The sequence below is a fragment of the Pseudomonas sp. S09G 359 genome (assembly GCF_002843605.1).
Classification (GTDB): Bacteria; Pseudomonadota; Gammaproteobacteria; order Pseudomonadales; family Pseudomonadaceae; genus Aquipseudomonas.
Genome location: NZ_CP025263.1, coordinates 1,872,456 through 1,891,536, shown reverse-complemented (window position 1 = coordinate 1,891,536; position 19,081 = coordinate 1,872,456). Strand labels below are relative to the sequence as shown.

Below are 19,081 nucleotides of genomic sequence, written 5' to 3'. Positions count from 1 at the left end.
TCAGGCGAAGACCACCACGGTCTGGCGGCTGATGGCGATGAGTTCGCCGGTCGGGCTCCAGAGGGCGGCGGCGGCGTGACCGTAGCCGTCACGCGCGTGTTCGATGCTGACGTGGTACTGGCACCAGTCGAGGGTCGTCAGGTTCTGCAGCGGCTGAATGAATTCGATGGTCCAAGTCAGGGTGCTACCCGGCGCGGGCTTTTTCAGGTGTGGCAGCAACGCCGGGGGCCAGGCGTCGACTAACGCGAGGATATGCGCCTCAGTCAGCGGCTCTTCTTTCACGTCTCCGCGCAAGCGTACCCAGCCGCCCATAACGCGGGATTTATTGCCGGTGAACGGCAAGCCGCCGACACTCCAGCGCATTGCCAGGTGGCGCATGAATTCTGGGGTGACGCCCTTGATGTAGGGCAGCTCCTGGCATTCATCCCAATGTTTGAACACCGGCGATGCTTCGCTCTCGACAGCGATTTCCGACTCACGGGACGCGCCGAAACTGGCCTGCACCAGTGTCGCCACTTCGCCGTTCTGCACCACACGCCCGAGCAATTGGCTGACGGCTTTGCCTTCGCGCAACACTTCGACTTGATAACTGGCAGGCACATCGGGTGCCACCGGGCCAACAAAGGTGATTGCCAGCGAACGCAAAGGGCGATCCGCCGGTACTTGGGCGCGCAAGGCTTCGTATTGCAACGCAGCGACCAGACCACCAAAGGTGGCGCGACCCTGGGCCCATTCGGCGGGGATGGTGACATCCAACGGGTTGCTACGGGCAGCGTCGAGCAAATCACTAAAGCGCATGGCGACCTCACATCAAAAGAAACAGATGGGGGATCTTAACCATCGTGCCAGCAAGGTACAGCGCTTATTCCGGCCAAAAACCGGACCGATTCAAAAACAATCGGCGCTGAGTTTATCCAGCACCCGGTCGGCTTGCCCCTCTGCCTTGGCCATGGTGCGGTGCCATACGGCAACACAGGGCTGCAGATCTGCCTGACGTTCGGCCTGGGCCAGCCACTGCCAGCAATCGTGCCAATCCCCCAGGGCAGCCTGGGCTTTTTTCAGGCGTGACATGGCGTTGGCAGGCAACTTGTCCAATTCGGGGTAGGCCTCTGCGGCGTAGCGCACGCGTTTGATCAGCAACCGCAGGCGATGGCGGTCATGATCAGGATCCTTCAGGGCCTCATCGAGTTTCTGCCACTGCTTGGCCAGGCGTTTTTCAATGCGCGGGCGCAGGCCTTTGAGCAGTTTCTGGTGTTCAGAAGCGCGGATAAACCGCGGGAAGGCATCGAGAATCAGCAGCAGATGCGCGAGTTCCGGGCTTTGCGCCACGTGGCGATAGGTTTCGGGTTGCAGGCGCAAACGCCGCTCGGCGGCTGCGTGGTGACCATGCTGGTGCAAATACGCCGCCAGCACCTCACGGTCGCGCAGCGGCGTGGTCAATCGGCCGACCGTGCTGGCGGCCAGTTCAAGCTGCTCCACACCCGGCAGCCCGCGCAATGGGCGTAATAAGCTGCGCAGGCGGCGCACCGTGGTGCGCAGGTCATGCAGGGCTTCATCGTCGGTGACGGCGGCGAGGCGAGCCTGGCAGCTCAGTAACCCAACTTCCAGGCCAATGACCTGAACGACTAACTGATCGACCAAAGCTGACATCACGCCCTCACTTTCCGATGAAAATCCTGGAAGCTACCGATCAACGCCCGGCGCGCGACTCACGAATGTAGAACCGCGCTTTCTCGGCCTTGTTAGAGCAACCTTCAAACGCTTCGAATTGTTGCTGGGTCTTGGCGCCGGTCAACAGCGACAACGCCTTGGAGTAGCTCACGGTACCGGCAAACCCTTCGGCCTTGGCCAGGTCCAGCTCGTGCCACGCCGCATCCAGTTGGGTGCCGCAGCTGTCGCGGTAGGCGGTTTTACCGGCACAACCGGCCAGGGCCAATACAATCACAGGCACACACATCCAGGCTTTCATCGATGACACCTCAAATAAAGAAAAACAGTCGTACGGTGTAGACGTTGCCTACAAGGAAAAGTGCCTTGTCAGTCAGCCTGAAATCAAACTCTCCGATTGCCAAAGCATACGCGAGCACCATGGCTATTCTGGAAAAATATTACAGGCTCCTGCGAAGATTGTAGCCAGCCCCTCAATGGGCGCATTGTGGGCACCTGCCTAGGGGAGGACATGGACCATGAAGAAACGCGTTGCCTTGGTGCTGGGCTCCGGCGGAGCCCGCGGCTACGCCCATATCGGCGTGATCGAGGAGATCGAACGGCGCGGCTATGAGATTGCCTGCATCGCCGGTTGCTCAATGGGCGCCGTGGTCGGCGGGATCTACGCCGCCGGCAAACTGGACGAGTATCGCAACTGGATTGAAAGCCTCGACTACCTCGACGTGCTGCGCCTGGTCGACGTGAGTTTTCGCCTGGGGGCGATTCGCGGCGAGAAAGTCTTCGGGCAAATTCGCAAGATCGTCGGCGAGATCAATATTGAAGAGCTGCGCATCCCCTACACCGCCGTCGCCACTGACCTGACCAACCAGCAGGAAATCTGGTTCCAGGAAGGTTGCCTGCACCAGGCCATGCGCGCCTCGGCAGCGATCCCCAGCCTGTTTACCCCAGTGATGCAAGGCAACCGCATGCTGGTGGACGGCGGCCTGCTCAACCCGCTGCCGATCGTGCCGGTGGTGTCGAGCCATTGCGATTTGATCATCGCGGTCAACCTCAACGCCACCAACCAGAAGCACTACCACTTGCCGGTGATCCAACGCCCACCCGCGTTCAAGAGCCGCTTCAACAACCTGGCGAAATCACTGGGGTCGCATTTGCCGTTTCGCCGCAAGCAGGCCGAACAATTGATGAAGCTCGAGCAGGAGGCCTTGGAGGCACAGGCGGCGGAGATCAACCCATGGCTGGAGTCTGCCGAGCCGGAATCGCAGCAACCCGCCGCCGCCCCGGAAAAAGCCGGGGCACCGAAGTCAGCGACCGGTTCGTTCATCATCGATAACGTCGGCCCGGCGTCATTGCTGGACCTGATCAACCAGAGTTTCGAGGTAATGCAGACGTCGCTGGCGCAGTACAAGATCGCGGGTTATCCGCCGGATGTGCTGATCAACGTGCCCAAGCGGGTGTGCCGGTTTTTTGAGTTCTACAAGGCGCCGGAGTTGATCGCACTGGGGCGGGAGATTGCCAGTGATACGTTGGATCGGTATGAGAGTGAGCAGCCCTGAGATTGATGGCGTTGCTGAGGGCCCCATCGGGGGCAAGCCCCCTCCCACATTTGGAATGCATTCCCCTGTGCGAGGCGGCTTGCCCCCGATGAGGCCAGTTCAGACGCTGATAATCTCAGGCACTCAATAACCGATACCCCACCCCCGCCTCAGTCACAATAAACCGCGGCTGAGTAGGGTCATCCGCCAGCTTCTGCCGCAGATGCCCCACCACGATGCGCAGATAATGGCTGTCCTCGGTATGCGTCGGGCCCCAGATGTCCTTGAGCAGTTGTTGCTGGGTTATCACCCGCCCCGGGTGCCGCGCCAATTGCGCCAGCACCGCGTATTCCTTACGGGTCAACGCCACTTCCACTCCGTCCAGCAGCACCCGGCGATAGGCCAGGTCCACCGTCAACGGGCCAAAACTCAAGGCCGCTTCCTGCGCTTCACCGGCCGGCGCCTGGCGCAGCAACGCGCGCACCCGGGCCAGGAACTCCTGGATGCCGAAGGGTTTGGTCACATAGTCATTGGCGCCACCGTCGAGGGCCTCGACCTTCTGACCTTCGCTGGCGCGCACCGACAGCACCAGCACCGGCACCGTCGACCACTCGCGGAATTCGCGCAGCACCTGCTGGCCGTCCATATCGGGCAGGCCGAGGTCGAGCACCAGCAGGTCCGGCTTGCTCAGCGCGGCCTGGGCCAGGCCTTCGTTGCCGGTGCCGGCCTCGATCACTTTATAGCCCTGGGAAGCCAGGCTGATGCGCAGGAATTTGCGGATCTGCGGTTCGTCATCAATGACCAAAATCGTCGCGGTCTGGCTCATGGTATCCAATCAAGATCCGTGGAAAAAACAGGGTAGCTCACGCCTCACCTTCCAGGCCAGGCTGTGTCGGCAACGGCAGGAACAAGCTGATGCAGGTGCCGCGCCCGTCAATGCCATCGGCCACACGGATATGCCCCCCATGCGCACCGACCATGCCCTGGCAGATCGCCAGGCCCAGGCCTGTGCCCTGCCCGCCGCGATCCCCGCGCGCGGCGGTGTAGAACATATCGAAGATCTTCGCACGCTCCTCCTCTGGAATCCCCGGGCCCTCGTCGGCCACGGCGAAAAACAGCTGGTTGTCCGACACCCCCGCGCTCAGTTGCAAGCGGCCGTGGGGCGGTGAAAAACGCGCAGCGTTTTCCAGCACATTGACCAGCGCCTGTTCGATCAGCGCGGCATGTACATACAGCAACGGCAACTGTGCCGGCACCTCCGTGCTCACCTGCAACGGCGCCAGCACCGCACGTAAACGCCCGAGCGCGCTGCCGACGATATCCCCCGGCGACACCCAATCCCGCGCCAGCTTCAGGGCACCGTGGCCGAGGCGAGTCATGTCGAGCAGGTTCTGGATGTAGCGGTCGAGGCGCTCGGCTTCGTCGCGGGTGCCTTCGAGCAAGTCGCGGCGATCCTCCAGGGGGATGGCTTCACCAAGCGCCAGCAGGCTGTCGATGCTGCCACGCATGGAGGTCAGGGGGGTGCGCAAATCATGGGAGACCGAAGCCAGCAAGGCGCTGCGCAATTGCTCGGTTTCGCCGTGCAGGCGCGCCGATTCCAACTCCTGCGCCAGTTGTGCCCGCGCCAGCGCCTGGGCCAATGGCTGGCTCAAGGCAGTCAGCAGGCGACGGCGCTGGCCGCTCAATTCGCGGCCCGGTTTGGCGCTGACGCCGAGCAAGCCCAGCGGCCCCTCTTCACCTGACAGCGGCCACCACCACCAACGGCCAAACGGCAAGGTGCCGGTGCCCATGCCTGCCGGTTGGTCATGCTGCCAGGCCCAATCGGCGGCGGCACGCTCGGCTTCGGTAAGGGTCAACGGGCCGCCGGTTTCGATAGCCCAACCGCCCTGGCCGTCACGATTGACCAGGCACAGGTTCAGGTCGCTCCACCCCTCCAGATGGTGCGCCGCCGCACTGATCACCGCCTGGCGGTCGGTGGCGGCGGTGAGTTTGCGCGACAGGTCGAGCAGTTCGCTGGTTTCTTCCTGGGTGTCACGCAACGCCTGCAGCTGCCGACGCTGGCGCGCTGCCAGGTTACCGGTGAGCGCCGCCATCAGCAGGAAGAACAGCAACGTCAGCACATCCTCCTCGCGCTGGATGGCGAAGGAAAAATTCGGCGGGATAAACAGAAAGTCATAGGTCATGAACGACAGCGCGGCGCACACCAGCGACGGCCCCAAACTACTGCGCACTGCCACCAGCAATACCGCCGCGAGAAACACCAGCGAGATATTCGGCAACGGTAAAACGCTGGACACCGCCCAGGCTACAGCCGCCGCGACCACGGTGGCGACCACCGCCAAGGCATAATCAAACCACACCAGCCCGCGCACATCCGGCAGGCGTGGCGGTGCGGGGATGTCGTCGCTGTCGAGCACGTTGATTTCCAGACCCCGCGCATTGCGCAGCAACCGCGCAGCCAAGCCGCCACCGAACAGGCGACGCCGCCAGCGCATCCGCGACTGCCCCACCAGCAACAGGCTGGCACGGCGCTCGGCAGCATGCTGGATCAGCGTCTTGGCCACTTCCCCGGCGCGCAGTAACACCACTTCCCCGCCCAGGCGCTCGGCCAGTTGCTGGGCGTTTTGCAGGCGCAGGCGCGCTTGTTCATCCCGCGCGCGGCCGTTGTCGATATGCACCAGGCTCCACGGCAGATGCCGGCGCTGGGCCACGCGGCTGGCATGGCGCACCAGGCGTTCGGCCTGCGCATCGCCATCCACCCCCACCAGCAAGCGCCCGCGCACCGCCGGCGCCGCCTGGCCGAGTTGGCGATAGCCTTGGGCCAAGTCGTCATCGACGTGGGCGGCGGCGGTTTGCATCGCCAGCTCGCGCAGGGCCATCAGGTTGGTCTGGGTAAAAAATGCATCGATGGCGGCGCGGGCCTGCTCGGGCACATACACCTTGCCGTCGCGCAGGCGCTCCAGCAGCTCGCGCGAGGGCAGGTCGATCAGCAGCAGTTCGTCGGCCTCTTGCAGTACCCAGTCCGGCAGGGTTTCACGCACCTGCACGCCGGTGATGCCGCGCACCTGGTCATTGAGGCTTTCCAGATGCTGGACGTTGACCGTGGTGAACACGTTGATGCCGGCGGCGAGCAATTCCTGGATGTCTTGCCAGCGTTTTTCATGACGGCTGCCGGGGGCATTGCTGTGGGCCAGTTCGTCTACCAGCACCAGCTTGGGCTTGGCGGCGAGCAGGCCGTCGAGGTCCATTTCTTCGAGCATCACGCCGCGGTACTCGCTGCGCAGCAAGGGCTGCTGCGGCAGGCCGCTGAGCAAGGCTTCGGTTTCGGCGCGGCCGTGCGTCTCGACCACGCCGGCAACCAGCCGCACGCCCTGGCGCAGTTGGGTGTGGGCAGCCTGGAGCATGGCGTAGGTCTTGCCCACACCCGGCGCGGCACCGAGGAAAACTTTGAGCCGGCCACGGCCGTCCCGTGGCAGGTCGGCTAGCAGGGCATCGGCGCGGCCGGAGTCGCTCATGCGCGGGGGTTCCTTCAGGTATTTATATAGAGTCTTTTAGGGCCTCATCGGGGGCAAGCCCCCTCCCACAGGGGGATGCATTCCAAATGTGGGAGGGGGCTTGCCCCCGATGGGGCCTGTCTTGCCTACAACTTTTCCAGGGCTATGTTCAGCGCCAATACGTTTACTACAGGCGGGCCCACCAGCGGGCTTTCGATGTGCTCATCAAGCAAACGCTGCAGGGTCGACACCGGCACATTCCGCGCCGCCGCCACTCGCGCCAGTTGATAGGCAATCGCCGATGGTGGCAAGTGTGGATCAAGACCGCTGCCGGAGGTAGTCAGCAAGGCCAAAGGCACCGGGCCCTGGCTTGGCACCAGTTGTTTACTCGCATCATCGAACACACGGGTGGCCAACGCCGGGTTGCTCGGGCCGAGGTTGCTGGCGCTGCTGGAAACGGTGGCAAAGGCGCCGGCCGACGGGCGTGGGTGGAACCAGCTGTCACCGGTAAAGTCCTGGGCGATCAGGCTGGAACCGCGCACCTTGCCGCTGGCATCGCGCACCAGGCTGCCATTGGCCTGGTCGGGGAAGGCAACTTGGGCAACGCCGGTGACCACCAGTGGGTAGGCGACGCCAGTGATCAGGGTCATGAGCACCAACAGGCTCAGGGCCGGGCGGATCATGTTGGACATTTCAGATTCCTCAATTCAGTCATTGCAACCTGTGGGCACAGCGGGTGTGCCCACAGGAGTCGGGTCATACCAGGTGCAGCGCCGTCAGCAACATGTCGATCGCCTTGATGCCCACGAACGGCACCAGAATCCCGCCCAGCCCGTAGATCAGCAGGTTGCGTCGCAGCAACGCCGCCGCACTCGCCGCCTGCACACGCACGCCGCGCAGTGCCAGTGGAATCAGCACCACAATGATCAGCGCGTTGAACACGATGGCCGAGAGGATCGCGCTCTGCGGGCTCTGCAGGTGCATCACGTTGAGCACGCCGAGTTGCGGGTAGATCGAGGCGAACAGCGCCGGCAGGATCGCGAAGTACTTGGCCACGTCGTTAGCGATGGAAAACGTGGTCAGCGCACCGCGCGTCACCAGCAATTCCTTACCGATCTGCACCACGTCCAGCAGCTTGGTGGGGTCGCTGTCGAGGTCGACCATGTTGGCGGCCTCACGGGCGGCCTGGGTGCCGTCGTTCATCGCCATGCCGACGTCCGCCTGGGCCAGCGCCGGGGCGTCGTTGGCGCCGTCGCCGCACATCGCCACCAGGCGGCCGTCGTTCTGCTCGTGGCGGATGCGGGCGAGTTTTTTCTCCGGCGTGGCTTCAGCCAGCACGTCATCCACACCAGCTTCGGCGGCAATCGCGGCGGCGGTCAGCGGGTTGTCGCCCGTCACCATCACGGTGCGAATCCCCAGCTTGCGCAACTCGGCGAAACGTTCGCGGATACCCGGCTTGACCACGTCTTTCAGATGAATCGCGCCAAGCAATTTGCCATCGGCACACACCAGCAATGGGGTACCGCCGCTTTGCGCGATCTTGTCGATTTCCCGCGACAGCGCGGGTTGCAGGTCGCGGCGCTGTAAACCGATAAACGCCAGCAGAGAATCCACCGCGCCTTTGCGGAACACGCGGCCCTGGTAGTCGACACCCGACAAGCGGGTTTCGGCGCTGAACGGTACGGCGGTGAGCTCATCCAGGGACGGCTCGGCCTGAGGGTGCAGTGCGCGCAAGTATTCGACGATGGATTTACCCTCCGCCGTGTCATCCGCCAGGGAGGCGAACAACGCGCCTTCGGCCACTTCCCGACCGCTGACGCCAGGCGCCGCGACCACCGCCGAGCAACGGCGATTACCGAAGGTGATGGTGCCGGTCTTATCCAGCAACAACACGTGCACGTCCCCCGCCGCTTCCACCGCGCGGCCGGACTTGGCGATCACGTTGAGGCGCACCAGTCGGTCCATACCAGCGATGCCGATGGCCGACAGCAAGCCGCCGATGGTTGTAGGAATCAGCGTCACCAACAGTGCGACCAGGAACACCAGCGGCAAGCTGCCATTGGCGAAGTGGGCAAACGGCTGCAAGGTCACCACCACCAGCAGGAAGATCAGGGTCAGGCCGATCAGCAGGATATCCAGCGCGACTTCGTTCGGGGTTTTCTGGCGTTTGGCGCCTTCGACCAACGCGATCATGCGGTCCAGGGTCGACTCGCCCGGGTTGACGGTGATGCGGATTAGCAGCCAATCCGACACCAGGCGGGTGTTGCCGGTGACGGCCGAACGGTCGCCGCCGGACTCGCGGATCACCGGCGCGGATTCGCCGGTGATCGCCGCCTCGTTGACCGCGGCGATGCCTTCGATGACTTCGCCGTCACCGGGGATCATTTCCCCGGCGGCGACGCGCACCACATCCCCTTTGCGCAGGCTGGTGGCCGGTACGACCTTGAAGCTGCCGTCGGCCTCCTTGCGCCGTGCGCTGAGGCCTTCGCTGCCGGCCTTGAGGCTATCGGCACGGGCCTTGCCGCGACCTTCGGCCAAGGCTTCGGCGAAGTTGGCGAACAACACGGTGAACCACAGCCACACGGCGATTTGCACGGCGACAAACGTCGGCACGGCGGTATCGGGCACGAAGCACAACACGGTGGTGAGGATGGCGGTCAGCTCGACCACCAGCATCACCGGCGAGCGTTGCAACTGGCGCGGGTCCAGCTTGACGAAGGCCTGGACCAGTGCCGGACGCCACAGGGCGGAGATCGCAGTTTTTGGCGGTTCCTGGGTGTTCACGGGAGCCGCATTTTTTGCAGGCATATTCATTTTCATATCCCCTTAGAAGCCCATGCTCAAGTGTTCAGCAATCGGGCCCAACGCCAGCGTTGGCAGGAAAGTCAGGCCGCCCACCAACAAAATGGTCACGGTCAACAGGGTTACGAACAGCGGGCCATGGGTCGGGAAGCTGTTCTGGCCAATCGGTGCGGTCTTCTTCATCGCCAGGCTGCCGGCCAGCGCCAGTACCGGGAGGATGTAGCCGAAGCGGCCGATCAACATGCCCAGGCCGAGCATCAGGTTGTGGAACGGGGTGTTGGCGCTGAAACCGCCAAACGCCGAGCCGTTGTTGGCACTGGCCGAGGTGTAGGCGTAGAGCAACTGGCTGAAACCGTGGGGGCCAGGGTTACTGATGGCACCGGCCGGGCCCGGCAGGCTGGCGGCGATGGCACCGAGCACGAGCACGCCAACCGGCATTACCAGCAGGGTCACCACGAGCAATTGCACTTCCTTGGCCTGCAGCTTCTTGCCCAGGTATTCCGGGGTGCGGCCGATCATCAACCCGGCAAGGAACACCGCGATCAACACATTGAGCAACATGCCGTACATACCGGCGCCGACGCCGCCGAAGATCACTTCGCCGACCATCATGTTGACCAGCGCCACCATCCCGCTGAGGGGGTTGAGGCTGTCCTGCATACCGTTGACGGAGCCATTGGACGCGGCCGTGGTGGTCACCGACCACAGCACCGTGCCGGTGGTGCCGAAGCGCGCTTCCTTGCCTTCCAGCGGGGCAGTCTGCTCCACGGCCGGGTTGTTCAGGGTTGGGTTAGGCTGGTATTCGGCCCACAGCGAAGTCGCGCCGCCGATCAGGAACAACGCCAGCATGCAACCGAGGATCGCGCGGCTCTGGCGCAGGTCTTTCACGTAGTGGCCGAAGGTGAACACCAGCGCCACCGGAATCAGAATGATCGCGGCCAGCTCGAACAGGTTGGCCCAAGCCGTCGGGTCTTCAAACGGGTGCGCCGAGTTGACCCCAAAGAAACCGCCGCCGTTGGTGCCCAACTGCTTGATCGCAATCTGGCTGGCCGCCGGGCCCAGGGGAATCACCTGGTCCACCCCCTGCATCGTCACCGCATCCACATAATGCGCGAAGGTCTGCGGCACGCCCTGCCACACCAGGAACAACGCCAGCACCAGGCACAACGGCAGCAGGCCGTAGAGGGTGGCGCGGGTCATGTCGACCCAGAAGTTGCCCAATGTCTTGGTGGATTTGCGACCGATCCCACGGCAAAGAGCGACCAAGACTGCAAGGCCGGTGGCCGCACTGACGAAGTTCTGCACAGTCAAGCCGACCATCTGGCTGAGGTAGCTCAGGGACGCTTCACCGCTGTAGGACTGCCAGTTGGTGTTGGTCATGAAACTGATCGCGGTGTTGAAGGCCAGAGTCCATTCCTGGCCCGGCAATTTCTGCGGGTTCAGTGGGAGATAGTCCTGGAACAACAGGATCGCGAACAGCAGCACAAAGCCCGCGAGGTTGAATGCGAGCAAGGCCAGCATGTACTTCTGCCAGCTTTGTTCCTGATGCTCGTCCACGCCAGACAGGCGATAACAGGCGCGCTCTACGGGGCCGAATACCGGTGTAAGCCACGTGCGTTGGCCTTCCATCACCTTGTAATAGAACCGCCCCAGGAACGGCGCCGGCACCAGCACCACGGCGAAGAAGGCGATGATCAGCCAATAGTCATAACTGTGCATAGCCTGCTCCTAGTTCCGATCCGCGCGTAACAGCGCAACCAGCAGATAAATGAACAGTGCCACGGCCAATAGCAGTGACACCCCGTCCAGAACGCTCATGGAAGTCTCTCCGTTTAGCGGCGAGTGCCGCGTGTGGGGTGATTGTCGACAGGAGTGGCGTAAAGGAACGAGAGCGAGGGCGCGGATGGGGCGTAAAGATGGCGTAAAGAGTGGGTTTATGCGGGGTTTACAGGGGGATTTATACTGGCTTGAAGGGCCTCATCGCGGGCAAGCCCACTCCTACATTTGACCGAGTTGTCCTGTCGAGCGCCGATCGAAATGTGGGAGGAGGCTTGCCCCCGATGGCGCCGGCCCAGCCACCACCGCCCCCATCTGGTGCGGCAATGTAAAATTTCAAACGCCAAACCATTCCCCACGCGACAATCGCGCCGCTTTACGACAATGATTCTCAGCCTGGCATGGCCGCTGCAACACCTTGAATCATTCCAAACGGTTCAGGGAGAGCAACACATGAACACACAACTCAAACCCACCTTGGGCACCCTGCACTTATGGGGTATCGCCGTCGGCCTGGTAATTTCGGGCGAATACTTCGGCTGGAGCTATGGCTGGGGCGTGGCCGGCACCTTGGGCTTCCTGGTGACCTCACTGATGGTCGCCGCAATGTACACCTGCTTTATCTTCAGTTTCACCGAGCTGACTACCGCCATTCCTCACGCCGGTGGGCCATTTGCCTACAGCCGTCGCGCCTTTGGTGAGAAAGGCGGCTTGATCGCCGGCCTCGCCACCCTGATCGAATTTGTCTTTGCGCCACCCGCCATCGCCTTGGCCATCGGCGCTTATCTCAACGTGCAGTTCCCGGCACTCGACCCGAAGCACGCGGCCGTCGGCGCCTACATCGTGTTCATGGGCCTGAACATCCTCGGCGTGAAACTCGCCGCCACCTTCGAACTGGTGGTGTGCGTGCTCGCTGTCGCCGAGTTGCTGGTATTCATGGGGGTGGTCGCGCCCGCATTCAGCTTCAGCAACTTCGCCCTGAATGGCTGGGCCGGCTCCGACACCTTCGGCGCCCCGGCGATTGCCGGGATGTTCGCGGCGATTCCCTTCGCCATCTGGTTCTTCCTCGCCATTGAAGGCGCGGCCATGGCGGCTGAAGAAGCGAAAGATCCTAAGCGCACCATTCCAAAAGCCTACATCAGCGGCATCCTGACCCTGGTAATCCTGGCCATGGGCGTGATGTTCTTCGCCGGCGGCGTGGGCGACTGGCGCACCCTGTCCAACATCAACGATCCATTGCCACAGGCGATGAAAACCGTGGTGGGTGATAGCTCCGGCTGGCTGCACATGCTGGTATGGATCGGCCTGTTCGGCCTGGTGGCGAGCTTCCACGGCATTATCCTTGGCTATTCACGCCAGTTCTTCGCCCTGGCCCGCGCCGGGTACCTGCCATCCTTCCTCGCAAAATTGTCGCGTTTTCAGACACCCCACCGGGCAATCATCGCCGGTGGCGTGGTCGGTATCGCAGCGATCTACAGCGATGGGCTGATCAACCTCGGCGGCATGACGCTGACCGCGGCGATGATCACCATGGCGGTGTTCGGGGCGATCGTGATGTACATCATGAGCATGCTCAGCCTGTTCAAACTGCGTAAGACCGAACCACTGCTGGAACGCACCTTCCGCGCACCGGGTTACCCGATCGTACCGGGCATCGCGCTGGTACTGGCGGTGGTGTGCCTGGTGGCCATGGCCTGGTTCAACGCGCTGATCGGTCTGATCTTCCTGGGCTTTATGCTGGCGGGCTTCATCTACTTCCAGCTGACCGCCCAGGACCGCGCCGATGCACCGGCAGATGCGATGTTGACCGGGCTCTAAGGTTAATGAGGCGGAACAGGCCTACACTGAACTACTAAGAAAGCCTGTTACTCAAAGCCGTTATTACCGTGGGAAAACTCTCCCACGGTAGTCCGCCTCAAGGAGAGCCTTATGCCGTGGTATGCGTGGTTGATTATGGTAGTCGCGATCGGGTCGATCGTCGGCGGGTTGATGATGCTGCGTGACAGCGCCAACAAGGTGGAACTCACCGACGAACAACGCAAGCGCGTGGCCGAGCGCAACGCCCAGGCGGATGCCAAGGACGCGCAGGATCGCTAAGCATTGGGTTACTCCCAAGACGCCTTGGCAATCTGCAAACCGTGCTGCCCTTTATAGGCAGCACGCTCCGGCTGGCTCCAGCCTTCCAGCAATGCCTCCTCCAGCTTATAGATCTCCACTCCCAACGGACGACACACCGTCAGCGGGTCCTGCGCCTCTGGCCCCCACATCGGCAGCGACAGATCCCCGCCCGGGCACGTCGACAGCGCGCACAACACATCAATCTCGGCAAAGAACTCCAGGTAATCGCCCTTCTGCGCCGGGCACGCCTTCATGAAATACATGTCGTCGTGATTAAGGCCGGTGCACTGGAAAATATTCAGCACGTCATGCACGTCGAATTCCGTCAGCCCGTGGGGCAATACCGCACGGGTCAGGTTCGAGTGGCAATGGTGGTGGAAGTCCTCACCGGTGAGCATGCGATTCACATAGGGATCACAGCGCGTACCCAGCAAGTCGTGCAGGCGCCCGCCGTGCTCATCGATCCCGTAACCCGCCAGGCTGTCATCGGTGATTGTCACCAGGGGCCTTAGAAATGGCAGGTTCGACCACAACCGGTCATGAGTGCTGACATGCGCGCCCTGCAACTGGCGAGTGCGCGCCGCCCAAAGGCGTTCGCGAGGGTCATTGGCATTCCAGATATTAAAGTCGCCCACCTGCGGACCGACCGGGGTGGTCACACGGAACACGTGCCCGGCCGGGACCTTCCACGCCCTGCCCGTACGAATGGGCACCTCGAACTGCTCAATCAGCGTGCGTTGGTCTTTTTGATCACGAATACGGCTGTAAAACGCCGTGTCGACCTGCAACGCCGAGCCTTTGCTGACCTGGTACGCGGCTGGGTAATCTTTGTACATGATGCAAATCCTCGATCAGGGGTGGTCAAACAGGGCCAACGACAGACGTTCCGAATCATCCAGGTACAGGCTCATAGCCTCCCCCGCCGCCGGTTTGTCTTTTTTGCACAATAGTTGGTAAATCTCACGATCACGTTCCAGCCAGGGCGACTGAAAGCGTTGCTCGTCGGGCGCGGCGCAAAACACCAGGCGCAACTGCGCGATGACCTGAGCGAAAAACTCATCGAACAACGGGCTGCACATCAACCCGACAATCTGCTGGTGGAACACCAAGCTGTGGGTGGCCACGGCGCGCCAATCTTCGCGTTCCCGGGCCAGGGTGGTGGCGTCGATAGCGTTCTGCATGCGCTCGGACTGGTCTGCGCTGAGCGCACGACTCTGGGCAATGGCCTGCAACTCAAGGGTGCGACGGACCACAAACAAATCCCGCACCTCCTCCCGCTCCAGGCGACGAACCATTACACCCTTGTTACGTACGTAACGGGTCAACCCCTCCTGCCCCAAGCGATGCAAGGCTTCGCGAATGGTATTGCGCGAGGCGTTATAGGTCTTCACCAAATCCACTTCGACCAACGCCATCCCGGGCAACAGCCGCCCGCCGATGATGTCGGCACGCAGCTCCAAGGCAATCTGGTCCGCTAAAGACAGGCTGAGCGTCATCACTTCCTCACGATTGTTGAACAATCCCATGTGTAGGAGTAATCACTTTCCGTGCCAATGTTTCAACTCAGGGCCACGGGAGTAAAAAGGTGCAATATGGTTAAAATGCCAGCATGCAAGCGAGGCCGCCCAATGCGCTATTCACAAGACCACAAAGCCCAGACGCACCAGCGCATCATCAAGGAAGCCTCCGTGCGCTTTCGCCGCGACGGCATCGGCGCGACCGGCTTGCAGCCCTTGATGAAGGCGCTGAACCTGACGCATGGTGGGTTCTACTCGCATTTCAGGTCCAAGGACGAACTGGTGGAAAAAGCCCTGCAGGCTGCGGCGGCGGAGTTGGATGCGCACTGTGAGATGCTGTTCAGCCAGGAACGGCCGCTGGAGGCGTTTATTGATAGCTACCTGTCGGAGTGGCACCAGAACTCGCCGGGTGAAGGATGCCCGCTGACGACGATGTCTCCTGAGCTCGGGTTGCGAGGGCAGCACAGTGCGACTACGGACTCCGTGCTGAGCGCACGTGTGCAGCAGATAGAAGCGGTGTTAGAGGACGGACATGGCGACGGCTCTGGACTGGTGATGATGTCGACGCTGGTCGGAGCTTTGGTGTTGGCGCGGAGGGTCGAAGATCCAGAAATGGCGCTGCGAATACTGGATGTTGTACGGGAGAGTTTGAAGGCCAAGATCCCGGAAGATCAAAAGGCCAGCCAATGACCGGCCTCTTGGGTGGCTTAGTTGATCACCACCCTATCGCGATTCTTCTCCAGCAACGCCTTGCCGATGCCCTTTACTTCCAGCAACTCATCCACAGCAGTAAACGGGCCGTTACTTTCGCGGTATGCGACGATCGCTTTGGCTTTTGCAGCACCGATACCGAAGAGATCGCGGCGCAGGGTTTCCGCATCGGCGGCGTTGAGATTAACCTTCATGGACTGCACGGGGCTTGAAATTTGCGCAGTAATGGGGGCGGGGGCTTCGGGTTTGATGGTCGGGGCTGCGGTGGTGGTGACGGAGAGGGTGGTGAGGAAGGCAAAGATCAAGGAAGATATATACGTGTTTTGCATTGGTGACGCTCCATGACATCAATAAGAGAAAGCAGCTTTCCGAAGCTGCCCTTCTAAAACTAGATGAAAAATTGACAACGTCAAAAAAACTGGCGTTACAACATGTAAACCTGACATAAATGTATCAAGTCGCTACCATTTTCTACCCATGCTAAACCCGTCAAGCATGTCATCACACCTTAGGCAGAACTTTAATTTTACAAATAAAAAACCTGCAAAACACTGGAACCAAAAACTAAAACCTAATAAAACAACCATCCCCCCACAAACCGAGATTAAAATATGAAAAAAATATTACTTACCGGAGCAACAGGCTTTGTTGGCTCAGAACTACTGAAGCAGCTACTCAAACTAAAAGATTACTCAACAGTCGTCGCATCACGATCCGGTCCTTCACACGCTGAGGCAGGCTGCCAATTTTTTAATGTTGGCAATTTCAACGCTCATACGTCGTGGCGCGAAGCAATGACTGGCGTTGAATGTGTGATTCACACTGCTGGGCGTGCTCACGTATTAAAAAAAGAAAGCAATGCCCTTGAGCTGTTCAAAGAAACCAATACCGAAGCGACACTCAATATGGCCAGGCAAGCAGAGGCCATGGGCGTTAAACGCTTCATTTTTATCAGTTCAATTGGAGTAAACGGCGCTTATACATCAGATAAACCTTTCTCGGATGACTCCCAGCCTGCCCCCCACACCGACTACGCAGTCTCAAAAAGGGAGGCTGAAGCGGGGTTATTAAAAATCGCCGAAAATAGCAAAATGGAAGTCGTAATCATACGCCCACCGCTGGTATATGCCGCACATGCACCGGGCAATTTCCAACGCTTACTTAAACTTGTCAAGTCAGGAGCCCCCCTCCCCTTTGGCCTAATTAACAACAGTAGAAGTATGGTGGCGCTTGAAAACCTGATTGACTTCATCTGCCTATGCATTGCGCACCCAAAGGCAGGCAATCAGATATTCTTAGTATCTGATGGATTAAATCTTTCCATTAAGGAGATCACTCAATCTTTGGCCATTGGCATGGGACGACGAGTATTACTTTTACCCATCCCTCCGTCTGCCCTAAAGGCGTTGACTCAATTGCTCCGCAAGCCAAGCCTCTATACACAACTTTGCGAATCACTGGAAATTGACTCATCAAAATGCAGAGATCTCCTCGGATGGATACCGCCCACGTCACCTGAAAAATCAATAATCGAAGCAGGTAAAATTTTCATAAATACCCTTCCAAAAAAAGGTTAATGCTTGAAAAACATTCACCCCAACACATTTTTTCAGCCCCCCCCCCCCCGAGACGAAATAAAACTTAGCGCATGAATTCAAACCTGAGGCTACCAGCCCTCTTACAAATACCTCTCTGCCAGTTTCGCAGGCTTGGCATTGGCAGCCCCGACGTCAAATAGATCGCGACGCAGGTCTACGCTTCAGCAACCATAAAGATGCGCGTGGTGGATTGCTCAGGCCTGACCATCCGGACGACGAAGGACCTCCAGGCTTCAGGCCCGAAGCAAGAAGGTACTGTGGGGGTAGCGAGTAGGTTACAGAGTGTGTCCATTATCCACGATGCCTGCGGTGCTGCCTGCCCGAATACAGCCCATCTTGCATTTCCAGTTAAGGTCCCAAGCAGGTAGAATTACCGCAACTTTTCAGGTGGATCAATCCAGACGGGCTGGTGCGTTATCGCACCAAGCGCGTGTATTGATCATATGGCCTGTGAGCAGCTGCCCGCCGAACAGGGAAACATCTGGTACAGGGTAGAATGCAATCCTCGTATTCATTACATCCATAGCAATACCCCCCGCAGGAAATCGCGGCGCCGTGCCAGCTTGTCCTATTTTCTCACGTAGCAAACGGCGACCCACTATTTTGCAAAACCGCTGGCGGTTACCAGCAGGGGTCAACCGGTATGACGATGAAGCCGGTAGCTTTTTCAGCTTTAACCTATACGAAAATACCCCGAGCTTGGGATATACAGTCTGCACGCTGAATTTCGTGTCACGTTCAGCTCTATGACGAGAGGAGATGTAAACGTACATGGGTATCAAACGCATGGCGCAGGTGTGTACAACACCCAGAATTCAATGGGATGAGTTGCATCCTTGTGACACCGACCCTGAGAGTGGTGCCTGACACATGTCAATTGTCACACTGTCGAACCACAAGACATTTACAGCGCAAGGCGACAAAAGCCTTTTGGACTGCGCAAAGTCGCAAGGGACCGTGCTCGAGTACAGCTGCCGTACCGGTCGTTGCGGTGTATGCAAGGCCAATGTGCTTCAAGGCATGACCGAGGTGGTGCAACCGGAGCTGGCGCTGACCGAGGATGAGCGTGCATCAGGCGCAATCCTGACGTGCTGCCGCGCAGCAATCACTGACCTTGAATTGGACATCGAAGACCTAGGCGTACTGGCCGACATTCAGGTCAAAACAATACCTTGCCGCCTCGACACGCTGGAGCGCCTTGCTGATGACGTGGTCCGGGTGGTCCTCAGAACCCCTCCCAACAGCGCATTGTTTTTTCTGGCTGGACAGTACATTGATGTAATTGGCAAGGATGGTGTGCGTCGCAGCTACTCCATTGCCAATGCCATGCGCGCGGATGCCAAGCTGGAGCTGCATATTCGCCAAGTTCCCGACGGCGTCATGAGCCAGTACTGGTTTGGTGAAGCCAAGGCCAACGACCTGCTCAGGCTGGAGGGCCCACTGGGCACCTTCTGCCTGCGCGATACACAGACCACAAACCTAGTGTTCATGGCCACCGGAACCGGAATTGCCCCTGTCAAAGCCATGCTGGAAGCCTTGGCGGCAGCCCCCGAATCACTCGGCGACAAACGTATCTATGTGTACTGGGGAGGCCGTACGGAAGCCGATCTGTACTGGCACCCCGACTTTCCAACACTGGGTCTGACCTACCGGCCGGCACTGTCACGCGCGAACTCACAGTGGTTGGGCGCCAGGGGCTATGTCCAACAGGTAGTCCTTGCAGAAAACCTTGATCTAAACGATACATCGGTCTATGCCTGCGGCTCTGAGGCCATGATCCATACGGCGCGCGAGGTGCTGACACAGGCCGGCCTGCCCCTCAAACATTTCCATTCTGATGCCTTTGTAAGCTCGAATTGACC

18 protein-coding genes are annotated in these 19,081 nt (G+C 60.2%); 6 read left to right on the top strand and 12 right to left on the bottom strand.

What is annotated here, in order from left to right; genetic code table 11:
- From CXQ82_RS08575 to CXQ82_RS08565, 3 genes are all read right to left on the bottom strand, one after another.
- On the bottom strand, positions 1-798 hold the full coding sequence (locus CXQ82_RS08575; protein WP_101267903.1) for an acyl-CoA thioesterase II: 798 nt from the start codon (positions 796-798) through the stop codon (positions 1-3).
- 90 nt (positions 799-888) lie between these two features.
- Positions 889-1,650, bottom strand: coding sequence for a CHAD domain-containing protein (locus tag CXQ82_RS08570; protein ID WP_101267901.1), 762 nt, complete (start codon positions 1,648-1,650; stop codon positions 889-891).
- Between the two features lie 40 nt (positions 1,651-1,690).
- Entirely contained in the window at positions 1,691-1,969 is a 279-nt protein-coding gene (locus CXQ82_RS08565) for a hypothetical protein (RefSeq protein WP_010176194.1), read from the bottom strand.
- Positions 1,970-2,186: 217 nt separating this feature from the next.
- Here CXQ82_RS08565 and CXQ82_RS08560 point away from each other — a divergent pair, with 217 nt between their 5' ends.
- The gene (locus CXQ82_RS08560; protein WP_101267899.1) at positions 2,187-3,224 is read left to right on the top strand and encodes a patatin-like phospholipase family protein; all 1,038 of its coding nucleotides are present in this window, start codon (positions 2,187-2,189) and stop codon (positions 3,222-3,224) included.
- 115 nt (positions 3,225-3,339) lie between these two features.
- Here the strand turns inward: CXQ82_RS08560 and CXQ82_RS08555 are convergent, their stop codons facing one another.
- The 6 genes from CXQ82_RS08555 to kdpF form a co-directional block, all read right to left on the bottom strand.
- A complete protein-coding gene (locus CXQ82_RS08555) occupies positions 3,340-4,029 on the bottom strand; it encodes a response regulator (RefSeq protein ID WP_101267897.1) in 690 nt (229 codons plus the stop codon).
- A gap of 37 nt (positions 4,030-4,066) precedes the next feature.
- Positions 4,067-6,718 (bottom strand): sensor histidine kinase KdpD, encoded by a 2,652-nt coding sequence (locus tag CXQ82_RS08550; RefSeq protein ID WP_101267895.1) that lies wholly within the window; start codon positions 6,716-6,718, stop codon positions 4,067-4,069.
- A gap of 125 nt (positions 6,719-6,843) precedes the next feature.
- Positions 6,844-7,389: a potassium-transporting ATPase subunit KdpC gene (kdpC, locus tag CXQ82_RS08545; RefSeq protein ID WP_101267893.1), complete on the bottom strand. Its 546-nt coding sequence runs from the start codon at positions 7,387-7,389 to the stop codon at positions 6,844-6,846.
- Positions 7,390-7,453: 64 nt separating this feature from the next.
- Positions 7,454-9,511: a potassium-transporting ATPase subunit KdpB gene (kdpB, locus tag CXQ82_RS08540; RefSeq protein WP_371917339.1), complete on the bottom strand. Its 2,058-nt coding sequence runs from the start codon at positions 9,509-9,511 to the stop codon at positions 7,454-7,456.
- Between the two features lie 12 nt (positions 9,512-9,523).
- The gene (kdpA, locus tag CXQ82_RS08535) at positions 9,524-11,218 is read right to left on the bottom strand and encodes a potassium-transporting ATPase subunit KdpA (RefSeq protein ID WP_101267889.1); all 1,695 of its coding nucleotides are present in this window, start codon (positions 11,216-11,218) and stop codon (positions 9,524-9,526) included.
- Between the two features lie 9 nt (positions 11,219-11,227).
- A complete protein-coding gene (gene kdpF / locus CXQ82_RS08530; RefSeq protein ID WP_003218754.1) occupies positions 11,228-11,317 on the bottom strand; it encodes a K(+)-transporting ATPase subunit F in 90 nt (29 codons plus the stop codon).
- Positions 11,318-11,728: 411 nt separating this feature from the next.
- Here kdpF and eat point away from each other — a divergent pair, with 411 nt between their 5' ends.
- Both eat and CXQ82_RS08520 read left to right on the top strand, forming a co-directional pair.
- On the top strand, positions 11,729-13,093 hold the full coding sequence (gene eat / locus CXQ82_RS08525; protein ID WP_065901771.1) for an ethanolamine permease: 1,365 nt from the start codon (positions 11,729-11,731) through the stop codon (positions 13,091-13,093).
- A 111-nt stretch (positions 13,094-13,204) separates the two neighbouring features.
- Positions 13,205-13,372: a DUF2897 family protein gene (locus tag CXQ82_RS08520; RefSeq protein WP_003172675.1), complete on the top strand. Its 168-nt coding sequence runs from the start codon at positions 13,205-13,207 to the stop codon at positions 13,370-13,372.
- An 8-nt stretch (positions 13,373-13,380) separates the two neighbouring features.
- Here CXQ82_RS08520 and CXQ82_RS08515 read toward each other — a convergent pair whose 3' ends face one another.
- Together CXQ82_RS08515 and CXQ82_RS08510 are read right to left on the bottom strand one after the other, a co-directional pair.
- A complete protein-coding gene (locus tag CXQ82_RS08515) occupies positions 13,381-14,229 on the bottom strand; it encodes a DUF1989 domain-containing protein (protein WP_101267886.1) in 849 nt (282 codons plus the stop codon).
- Between the two features lie 15 nt (positions 14,230-14,244).
- Positions 14,245-14,889, bottom strand: a complete 645-nt coding sequence (locus tag CXQ82_RS08510; RefSeq protein WP_101273744.1) for a GntR family transcriptional regulator — start codon at positions 14,887-14,889, stop codon at positions 14,245-14,247.
- Positions 14,890-15,021: 132 nt separating this feature from the next.
- On the opposite strand from CXQ82_RS08510, the gene CXQ82_RS08505 reads away from it, so the two are divergent.
- Entirely contained in the window at positions 15,022-15,600 is a 579-nt protein-coding gene (locus CXQ82_RS08505; RefSeq protein WP_101267884.1) for a TetR/AcrR family transcriptional regulator, read from the top strand.
- 17 nt (positions 15,601-15,617) lie between these two features.
- Here the strand turns inward: CXQ82_RS08505 and CXQ82_RS08500 are convergent, their stop codons facing one another.
- The gene (locus tag CXQ82_RS08500; RefSeq protein ID WP_101267882.1) at positions 15,618-15,950 is read right to left on the bottom strand and encodes a ComEA family DNA-binding protein; all 333 of its coding nucleotides are present in this window, start codon (positions 15,948-15,950) and stop codon (positions 15,618-15,620) included.
- A 282-nt stretch (positions 15,951-16,232) separates the two neighbouring features.
- Between CXQ82_RS08500 and CXQ82_RS08495 the strand changes: the two genes are divergently transcribed.
- Together CXQ82_RS08495 and CXQ82_RS08490 are read left to right on the top strand one after the other, a co-directional pair.
- Positions 16,233-17,198 (top strand): NAD-dependent epimerase/dehydratase family protein, encoded by a 966-nt coding sequence (locus CXQ82_RS08495; RefSeq protein WP_101267880.1) that lies wholly within the window; start codon positions 16,233-16,235, stop codon positions 17,196-17,198.
- Positions 17,199-18,089: 891 nt separating this feature from the next.
- Positions 18,090-19,079: an FAD-binding oxidoreductase gene (locus CXQ82_RS08490; protein WP_101267878.1), complete on the top strand. Its 990-nt coding sequence runs from the start codon at positions 18,090-18,092 to the stop codon at positions 19,077-19,079.
- The last annotated feature ends 2 nt before the right edge of the window (positions 19,080-19,081 follow it).

Coding starts and splice junctions, on each gene's coding strand:
- CXQ82_RS08575 (WP_101267903.1), bottom strand. CDS start 798: ATGCGCTTTAGTGATTTGCTCGACGCTGCCCGTAGCAACCCGTTGGAT.
- CXQ82_RS08570 (WP_101267901.1), bottom strand. CDS start 1,650: ATGTCAGCTTTGGTCGATCAGTTAGTCGTTCAGGTCATTGGCCTGGAA.
- CXQ82_RS08565 (WP_010176194.1), bottom strand. CDS start 1,969: ATGAAAGCCTGGATGTGTGTGCCTGTGATTGTATTGGCCCTGGCCGGT.
- CXQ82_RS08560 (WP_101267899.1), top strand. CDS start 2,187: ATGAAGAAACGCGTTGCCTTGGTGCTGGGCTCCGGCGGAGCCCGCGGC.
- CXQ82_RS08555 (WP_101267897.1), bottom strand. CDS start 4,029: ATGAGCCAGACCGCGACGATTTTGGTCATTGATGACGAACCGCAGATC.
- CXQ82_RS08550 (WP_101267895.1), bottom strand. CDS start 6,718: ATGAGCGACTCCGGCCGCGCCGATGCCCTGCTAGCCGACCTGCCACGG.
- kdpC (WP_101267893.1), bottom strand. CDS start 7,389: ATGTCCAACATGATCCGCCCGGCCCTGAGCCTGTTGGTGCTCATGACC.
- kdpB (WP_371917339.1), bottom strand. CDS start 9,511: ATGAATATGCCTGCAAAAAATGCGGCTCCCGTGAACACCCAGGAACCG.
- kdpA (WP_101267889.1), bottom strand. CDS start 11,218: ATGCACAGTTATGACTATTGGCTGATCATCGCCTTCTTCGCCGTGGTG.
- kdpF (WP_003218754.1), bottom strand. CDS start 11,317: ATGAGCGTTCTGGACGGGGTGTCACTGCTATTGGCCGTGGCACTGTTC.
- eat (WP_065901771.1), top strand. CDS start 11,729: ATGAACACACAACTCAAACCCACCTTGGGCACCCTGCACTTATGGGGT.
- CXQ82_RS08520 (WP_003172675.1), top strand. CDS start 13,205: ATGCCGTGGTATGCGTGGTTGATTATGGTAGTCGCGATCGGGTCGATC.
- CXQ82_RS08515 (WP_101267886.1), bottom strand. CDS start 14,229: ATGTACAAAGATTACCCAGCCGCGTACCAGGTCAGCAAAGGCTCGGCG.
- CXQ82_RS08510 (WP_101273744.1), bottom strand. CDS start 14,889: ATGACGCTCAGCCTGTCTTTAGCGGACCAGATTGCCTTGGAGCTGCGT.
- CXQ82_RS08505 (WP_101267884.1), top strand. CDS start 15,022: ATGCGCTATTCACAAGACCACAAAGCCCAGACGCACCAGCGCATCATC.
- CXQ82_RS08500 (WP_101267882.1), bottom strand. CDS start 15,950: ATGCAAAACACGTATATATCTTCCTTGATCTTTGCCTTCCTCACCACC.
- CXQ82_RS08495 (WP_101267880.1), top strand. CDS start 16,233: ATGAAAAAAATATTACTTACCGGAGCAACAGGCTTTGTTGGCTCAGAA.
- CXQ82_RS08490 (WP_101267878.1), top strand. CDS start 18,090: ATGTCAATTGTCACACTGTCGAACCACAAGACATTTACAGCGCAAGGC.